The organism is Mycobacterium sp., from assembly GCF_049683935.1.
In the GTDB taxonomy this organism is placed as follows: Bacteria; Actinomycetota; Actinomycetes; order Mycobacteriales; family Mycobacteriaceae; genus Mycobacterium.
Genome location: NZ_JBAUJR010000162.1, coordinates 1 through 7,122, shown reverse-complemented (window position 1 = coordinate 7,122; position 7,122 = coordinate 1). Strand labels below are relative to the sequence as shown.

The following is a 7,122-nucleotide window of genomic DNA, read 5'->3' as shown; positions in this document are numbered from 1 at the left end:
GGCCGGCGTCGGCAGCCATCGCGGCGCGCGGACCGGTCGCAGGGCACGATCGGCGGTGTAGGACGACGCGATGTGCATGTGTTCGGCGATCACGTCGGCCTGCTCGTTGAGATCGACGCCGAGCACCGAACGTCCCAGCGACTGCATGGTGATCCGCCGGCATTCCAGGTCCAGGTCGACGTCGCCGCCGCGACACCAGGTGTCGACGAATGCCTGAGCGGCTCGGGACATGTGTCCGCCGAACAATCGGACGTTCTGGCGGGTGAACACGGGTTGCAGCGCCCGCTTGCGCGGCCGCCACGGCTCGTTGGGCAGCACGAACAGGCTGTCCCCGGCCATGTCCCGGACTTCCTCGTGCACGATGCACCGTTCGGCGAAGGTGTCGTTGCGGCCGAGCACGTCGCGGATGGCCTCCGCCGAGAACACCGCGACCAGCGGCGGGAACAGTCGTTTCGGACCGAGTTGCACCCGGGTGACCGGGCCTCCGGCATCGCGGATCAGTTCCTGACCGGTGTCGAGTGTCCGGACCAGCTTGACCAGGCGTCGATAGGGCAGGGGATTTCTGGGGGCCAACGGCAGCAGCGTGACGTCGGTCGTACTCGCTGTCATGATGCGTGCCAGCCCAGCACCTCACCGCGCCCCTCGGTCATCATCGTCCCGGGCATGACGCGCAGTCGATAGGGCGACAGCCGGAGGACGGCGAACTCCTCGGAGGTCGGGCCGTCCCGCCACATCGGGATGATGCGGGGGTCGTAGCCGACCGGTTCGGGCCCGGTCGCGAACTTCTGCCACACCGCGGCACGGGTCTCGTCGTCGGTGTACCACTCGACCAGGCAGTCGGCGCTGCACGTGTCCTGCGTGGTGGTCCAGTAGCTCACCGAGACATCCGGGTGCACCGCGAGGTGGGCGCGTTTGAGTGGTGTCGGCACCGTCGCGATCCACCCGAGCAGGTCGGTTCCGTCCCATTCCCAGATCGGGTGCAGGATGCGTGAGCGTGGTTTGCTGTCGGCGTCGACGGTGGCCACCGACGCCCACACGATCGAATGCGCCATGCGCACGAAGGCCGGGGCGATCTGATCGAGTGGGGTCACAAGATCAGAGCCTAGGTGTCGGCGACCGCCCGCGAGCAGCGTCTCACCCCTCGAGTTTTTCGCGGAACTCCTCGGTGTTGCGGTATTCGACGTTGCCCTCGTCGGCGGACGTCTCGATCTTGCCTTTGTCCTTGTCGTCGACCCAGTCGGTGACCGACGTGCCGGACACGGTGCCGTTGCTACCGGGCAGGGTGGTGGTCTCGAGTTCCTCGTTGTAGGACTTCGCCATCTCCTTGGCCTGCGCTTTGTGCTCGTCGGTGATCTCGGGTTTCTCGGTCAGTTGCTGACTGCTGGTCTCTTCGTTCTGGTCCATGGGTGTCGGGCTGCCCGAAAGTGTGATCTGCGAAACACTCGGCCCGTCAGGCCGGTACCGTCCGCAGCGCCGCCGGCAGGCTCGGCAGGAAGTGGCGGCGTGCGAATTCTCGGATGTCGTCGGCGCTGTCCAGCGGCTGCGCGCTGGGCAGCAGCAACACCATGGCGGCGTACCGGAGAATGCAGTCCGCGAGTTCGTCGACGGCGGCGGCGCCGATTCGCTCGGCGAAGCCGGGCGGGAAGATGATCCGCAGGGCGTCGGCCATGCGGTCGATCGCCGCCCGGTGATATCGGCCCGCGAGCTCGAGAACCAGACCGGGCTCGTCGGTGATCATCTGGTGCAGCACCCGGTGCCTGCGGAACTTCAGGATCGACAGCGTGAACGCTTCGACGTAGTAATTCGACTGCGGGCCGGACTGTTTGAGCTCGCCGGCGATGTCGGCGAAGAGGCTGACATTCTCTCGCTCGATCACCGCACCGACGAGCTCGTCCTTGTTCGCGAAGCGCCGGTAGATCGTCGTCCGGCTGACGCCCGCACGGCGGGCCACGTCGTCGAGGGCGACCCGCCGGAAACCGTGTCGCTCGAACTCGACGACGGCGGCGTCGAGGATCTGTTGGGTGGCCGGCCCGGAGTCAGGTGCGGGCATAACCCTTGACCGCATGACCGCTGTAGCGCACCCGCATCGGCAACCGATCCCAGATCCAGTTCACCGGGCGCGATCGGCACAGCGCGGCGAATCGCTGGTAGCGCCGCTCCTGCTTGTCGGTCCACGGCAGCTGCAGCAGGTCCCGGGCGCGCGGCGGCAGGCCGCCGGTGGTCAGGAACGCCGCGAGCGGGTTGAAGACGGGCGCGACAAGCCGCCACACCAGCGGATGGACCGCTTTGGGTCGCGGGAAGCCCTTGGTGACGTAGCCGACGCCGTACTTGGCGGTGGGGTGCGCGACGACGACACGGTCCATCATGCGATCCCAGTACTGCTCGAAGTCGGCGTAGGTCGCCGGCATCGGGCGGTCGCTGACGCCGTAGCGCCGGTACCACGTCTTGGACTCCAGGTAGATCTGCTCGCGGTCCGCAGGCGTCAACCGGGTGACGAACGTGCCGGCGAAGTAGAAGACCTGCTCGACGAAGGTGGCGTGCGCCCAGAAGTAGGTGTCGGGATCCAGGGCGTGGTAGCGACCGACCTCCTCGCCATCCGGGCCCGGGAGGATGCCCTTGACGTGGTGGTGGAAGTCGCGGACCGCAACGCCGGCGTTGTTGTCCTCGGAGCCGTAGACGGTGTTGAAGATCGGCGGGATGGTGCGCCGCAGCCGCTCGGCGGTGTCGGCGAAGAACGTGGAGTGGTCGTAGACGCCCTGACCGAGCTCGGCCAGCATGTTCTGCAACACCGCGGGCCGCGGACCGATCAGGTACATCCGGTTGTCGCCGAAGTAGCGCCAGATCAGTGATTGCGGCCCCAGCGGCAGCGCGTCGGGGTGCGTGCCGTCGAGGTGTTCGTCCTTGTCCGCCAACTCCGTCATGGGAAACAGTGTTACAGATTTTGCACTTTGTACCAAGCGCCGTGTGGCGAGGGTTACAGCGGCCGGTGCCGCGGGAGTGAACTCAGGGCTGTGGATCAGCCTGCGGGAGCAGCCCGGAACGCTATTCCGCGGCGGTGGCGCGGCGCAGACGGGTCACGCCCAGCACCGTGAGCACCCCGGCCGCGGTCGCGAGCAGCAGCGACAGCGTCATCATGGGTGGGTAGTAGACCAGCGACGTGGTCGACGGCTCACCCTCGGTCACGGGTGCGACGGTCACCGGGGAACTGGCGGCCACCCAACTCAGCACGCAGCCCACCGCGGCGCATCCGGCCAGCACCAACAAGACCACTGCACGGCGCGACCTCACGGGGTCGACTCCGGCGGGATGCGCTCCTCGACCAGGTTTGTCAGCTCGGCCCGCAGCCGTTCGTGCTTGCGCGCCCAGGCCTGCGCGGTGCGGTCGTTGGTCAACCGCACGCCGATACCGGTGCGGCCCCGCGGGACCCCGGTGAGCTCGCCGAGCGCCCGCGCGTACTGCCACTTCGGCGTCTCCCTACCGGCGGCCTCCGGATAGATCCGGACGATGTCTTCGGTACGGATCGTCTCGGCGCCCTGCCGCAACGTGTCGACGGTCAGCTCGACCGAGGTGTGAATCCTCGCGGCCTTGACCTGGATCGCCAGGAAGCCGGAGACGAGCACGAAGAAGATGCCCGGCACCACCAGCTGAATCCCGTACCCGGCCGAGAGCTGGATCATCGCCATCGCGATCCCCGCTGCGGGGCCGGCCAGCAGCCACAGCCAGCTGGCGCCCGGTTCGGAGAAGATCACCTCCGGCGTCGTCACCGGGCGCTCGACAGGCTCGGTCACAGGTGGCCTTCCGATTCGAACCACGTGCGCACCGCCGGCATCGTGAGCAGGGCCGACCCGACGAGGACGGGAAGCAGGGACAGCAGCACCACCGGCTGTGCGACTCCGAAACCCAGCGCCAGCACCACGACCACCACGAACGTCGCGAACACCAGCCCGAGCAACGCGAGTCGGAACCGACTGTCCCCTCGGCGGGTGCGACCTGCGAGGAACGCGAGGGCAACTCCGGCCACTGCGGAACCGACCCCGCTCGCGCGATACAGGGTCAGATAGTTCTGCACCTGGTCATCGGAAAAAGTGCTGGGCAGAACGGCGCGGGCGGTGTCGTAGTCTGCGGCCCCGGCCATCAACCCGCCGACGATCATGATGACCGCGCCGACGATGAAGCACCAGAACGCGATATCGACCAGACGCGGCCGCCGTGACGGCGCGGCTTGTGGGTCGGTCATGGTCGGGCCAGCCTAGCGAATCAACGGGTGAAGAATTCGTGGGCGTCCTTGCGGTGCAGCAGGAACACGCCACCGGCGATGGCAACGGAGCCGACGATCACCGCGACGGCGTAGCCGACCGCCGCGGCCGCGTGACGTTCGGCGGTGAACAGGCCGGAGGCCGAGAACACCAGCGCCGCGATCGCGCCACCGGTCAGCAGCGTGCGCACCCAGCGGTAGCCCTGCCTCATCAGCACCAGGAACGTGGCGACGACGATCACGACGACCACCAGGAACACGATGGAGATGGCCAGCATCGGGCCCGTCGGTCGCAGCGGGCTGGTGAACAGGTCGATGACGTAACCGACAGTCATCAACGGAAGTGCCGCCACCCACAACCAGAATCCGGTGTCGACGTCAGGTGGCCGGGCGGGAGGCGACCCGGGCGGGCCTGCCGCGTCGGGCTCTGTCACGACAGCCAGCCGGCCGCATCAACCGCCCAGTAGGTGAGCACGATGTCGGCGCCGGCACGCCGGATCCCGATCAGCGTCTCCAACGCCACAGTGCGCAGATCGATCCAGCCGTTGGCCGCCGCCGCGCTGATCATCGAGTACTCGCCGGAAACCTGGTATGCGGCAACCGGAACGGGCGAGATGTCGGCCGCGGCGCGCACCACGTCCAGGTAGGACATCGCCGGCTTCACCATCACGATGTCGGCGCCCTCGTCGATGTCGAGCTGCACTTCGTGCAACGCCTCGCGCGCGTTGCCGGCATCCTGCTGATAGGTGCGACGGTCGCCGCTCAGACTGGAGCCCACCGCCTCCCGGAATGGACCGTAGAAACCCGACGCGAACTTCGCGGCGTAAGCCAGGATCGCGATGTCGGAATGACCGGCGGTGTCGAGACCGTCGCGGATCGCGGCCACCTGACCGTCCATCATGCCGCTGGGCCCGACCACGTGCGCACCCGAATTCGCCTGTGCCACAGCAAGGTCGACATAACGTCGGTTGGTGGCATCGTTGTCGACACGACCGCGGTCGTCCAGCACCCCACAGTGACCGTGGTCGGTGAACTCGTCGAGGCAGGTGTCGGCCATCAGCACGGTGGCGTCGCCGAGATCGCCGGACAGATCCCGCAGCGCGACGTTGAGGATGCCGTCGGGATCCGTGCCGGCCGTACCGACGGGATCCTTGTGCTCGTCACTGGGCACCCCGAACAGCATCAGCCCACCGACGCCGGCCCGCACCGCATCCGCGGCAGCGCGGCGTAGCGAGTCCCGGGTGTGCTGCACGACACCCGGCATGGAAGAGATCGGGCGTGGTTCGGCGATGCCGTCGGCGACGAACATCGGCAGCACCAGATGCCTTGGCTCCAAAGAAGTCTGCGCGACCAACCGACGCATGGCCGGGGTGGACCGAAGCCTTCGCGGCCGGTGGCTCGGATAAGGCATGTAAAGCCGTTCCTCCAGGACTACCGGCGTCGACTCTTCTTCCGCGGTGGCGGCAGCGCACCCTCGGCCCGCAACCGGGCGGCATGCTCGGCCAGCGCCTCCACCAGCGGACCGACAGCAGCCACCTCCGGCTGAACGTCGACGCGAAGGCCGAATTCGGCTGCGGTCTCAGCGGTCTTGGGCCCGATACAGGCGACGATCGTGCGGGCGTGCGGCTTGCCCGCGATCCCGACGAGGTTGCGCACCGTCGAGCTCGACGTGAAGCACACCGCGTCGAAGCCGCCGGTCTTGATCATCTCGCGGGTGTGCGCCGGGGGCGGAGCAGCGCGGACCGTGCGGTACGCGGTGACATCCTCGATCTCCCAACCGCGGTCGCGAAGACCTTCGGCCAGCGTCTCGGTGGCGATGTCGGCCCGAGGCAGCAGAACCCGGTTGACCGGGTCGAAAACGTCGTCGTAGGGCGGGAACTCGTCGAGCAGTCCAAGCGACGACTGCTCGCCGGTCGGAACCAACTCGGGGTTGATGCCGAAGGCGCGCACCCGGTCGGCAGTAGCCTGCCCGACGCACGCGATCTTCACCCCGGAGAACGCACGGGCATCCAGACCGAACTCGTTGAACTTCTCCCACACCGCGCGCACCGCATTGGTGGAGGTGAACACCACCCACTGGAACCGGCCGTCCACCAAACCCTTGACCGCCCTTTCCATCTGGGCGGGGCTTCGCGGAGGCTCGACCGCGATCGTCGGCACCTCGATGGGCAACGCGCCGTGGCCGACGAGCCGATCGCTCATCTCGCCCGCCTGATCCTTGGTGCGCGGCACGAGCACGGTCCAGCCGTACAGGGCGCGGCTCTCCCACCAGTTCAGCTTGGCGCGGTTGGTCACGGTCCGGCCGATCGTCACGACCAGCGGGCCTGCCAACGGCCCCGCGGGATCGGTTCCGGCAAGGGTGGACTTGTCGAGCAGACCCGCCAGCGTCGTCTCGACGGAGCGCTGCTGGCAGGTGGTGCCGTTGGCGGTCACCACGGTGGGCGTGGATTCGGCCAGGCCGTACTCGACGAGGGTGCGCGCCGCATCGGGCAGATGCGACACCGTCGCGTGCAGGATCAGCGGTCCCGGCGCGGCGGCCAGCGCCGCCCAGTCGACATCACCGCGGACGTCGGCGACCGTGTGGGCCGAACCCAGCGGAAGTCCGGCGTAGGTGGGCACCGCCGTGGTGTCAGGCAGTCCGGGCACGATCTCGAAGTTCAGCTGGGTGCGCGCAAGCGCATTCACCTCGGTGATCACCGCGTCGATCGACAACGGATCGCCGGCGACCAGGCGCACGACGTCAACACCTGTGCGGGCTTCGGCTGCCAGCGTCTTGGCGACCTCCGCCGGGTCCCCCAGTGCGGGACGCACATCGGGGCCCCCGGGGATCACCGGGACCGGGTCTGGCGCGTCGGCCGGCTTGGCTG

The 7,122-nt window shown here is 68.2% G+C and carries 11 protein-coding genes; all 11 read right to left on the bottom strand.

The window, feature by feature from the left end; translation table 11 throughout:
- Nucleotides 1–609 (bottom strand): cytochrome P450 family protein (locus tag WA965_RS09405; RefSeq protein WP_526447409.1); only part of this gene is annotated, 609 nt, incomplete at its 3' end.
- Nucleotides 606–1,091 carry a pyridoxamine 5'-phosphate oxidase family protein gene (locus tag WA965_RS09400; RefSeq protein ID WP_526447407.1) on the bottom strand — a complete coding sequence of 162 codons (486 nt, stop codon included), beginning with the start codon at nt 1,089–1,091 and terminating at the stop codon, nt 606–608. The genes WA965_RS09400 and WA965_RS09405, both read right to left, overlap by 4 nt.
- Nucleotides 1,092–1,134: 43 nt before the next feature.
- The gene (locus WA965_RS09395; protein WP_526299392.1) at nt 1,135–1,404 is read right to left on the bottom strand and encodes a hypothetical protein; all 270 of its coding nucleotides are present in this window, start codon (nt 1,402–1,404) and stop codon (nt 1,135–1,137) included.
- Nucleotides 1,405–1,450: 46 nt separating this feature from the next.
- The gene (locus WA965_RS09390; RefSeq protein WP_526299390.1) at nt 1,451–2,050 is read right to left on the bottom strand and encodes a TetR/AcrR family transcriptional regulator; all 600 of its coding nucleotides are present in this window, start codon (nt 2,048–2,050) and stop codon (nt 1,451–1,453) included.
- Nucleotides 2,037–2,921: an oxygenase MpaB family protein gene (locus WA965_RS09385; protein WP_526299388.1), complete on the bottom strand. Its 885-nt coding sequence runs from the start codon at nt 2,919–2,921 to the stop codon at nt 2,037–2,039. Before WA965_RS09385 ends, WA965_RS09390 begins: the two co-directional genes overlap by 14 nt.
- Nucleotides 2,922–3,042: 121 nt before the next feature.
- Nucleotides 3,043–3,288: a hypothetical protein gene (locus tag WA965_RS09380; RefSeq protein ID WP_526299386.1), complete on the bottom strand. Its 246-nt coding sequence runs from the start codon at nt 3,286–3,288 to the stop codon at nt 3,043–3,045.
- A complete protein-coding gene (gene mce1N / locus WA965_RS09375) occupies nt 3,285–3,788 on the bottom strand; it encodes a transport-regulating membrane protein Mce1N (RefSeq protein WP_526299384.1) in 504 nt (167 codons plus the stop codon). The genes WA965_RS09380 and mce1N overlap by 4 nt, the downstream gene beginning before the upstream one ends.
- Entirely contained in the window at nt 3,785–4,237 is a 453-nt protein-coding gene (locus WA965_RS09370; RefSeq protein ID WP_526299382.1) for a hypothetical protein, read from the bottom strand. The genes mce1N and WA965_RS09370 overlap by 4 nt, the downstream gene beginning before the upstream one ends.
- Nucleotides 4,238–4,257: 20 nt before the next feature.
- Complete coding sequence (locus WA965_RS09365) at nt 4,258–4,689, bottom strand: hypothetical protein (protein ID WP_526299380.1); 432 nt, start codon at nt 4,687–4,689, stop codon at nt 4,258–4,260.
- Nucleotides 4,686–5,666, bottom strand: coding sequence for a porphobilinogen synthase (hemB, locus tag WA965_RS09360; protein ID WP_526299378.1), 981 nt, complete (start codon nt 5,664–5,666; stop codon nt 4,686–4,688). Before hemB ends, WA965_RS09365 begins: the two co-directional genes overlap by 4 nt.
- Before the next feature lie 20 nt (nt 5,667–5,686).
- Nucleotides 5,687–7,122: bifunctional uroporphyrinogen-III C-methyltransferase/uroporphyrinogen-III synthase (locus WA965_RS09355; protein ID WP_526447405.1), on the bottom strand; the 1,436-nt coding region annotated here is incomplete at its 5' end.

What these genes read in the sequence shown, in the direction of transcription:
- WA965_RS09390 (WP_526299390.1), bottom strand. Translation starts at nt 2,050, where the DNA reads ATGCCCGCACCTGACTCCGGGCCGGCCACCCAACAGATCCTCGACGCC.
- WA965_RS09385 (WP_526299388.1), bottom strand. Translation starts at nt 2,921, where the DNA reads ATGACGGAGTTGGCGGACAAGGACGAACACCTCGACGGCACGCACCCC.
- WA965_RS09395 (WP_526299392.1), bottom strand. Translation starts at nt 1,404, where the DNA reads ATGGACCAGAACGAAGAGACCAGCAGTCAGCAACTGACCGAGAAACCC.
- WA965_RS09370 (WP_526299382.1), bottom strand. Translation starts at nt 4,237, where the DNA reads ATGACCGACCCACAAGCCGCGCCGTCACGGCGGCCGCGTCTGGTCGAT.
- hemB (WP_526299378.1), bottom strand. Translation starts at nt 5,666, where the DNA reads ATGCCTTATCCGAGCCACCGGCCGCGAAGGCTTCGGTCCACCCCGGCC.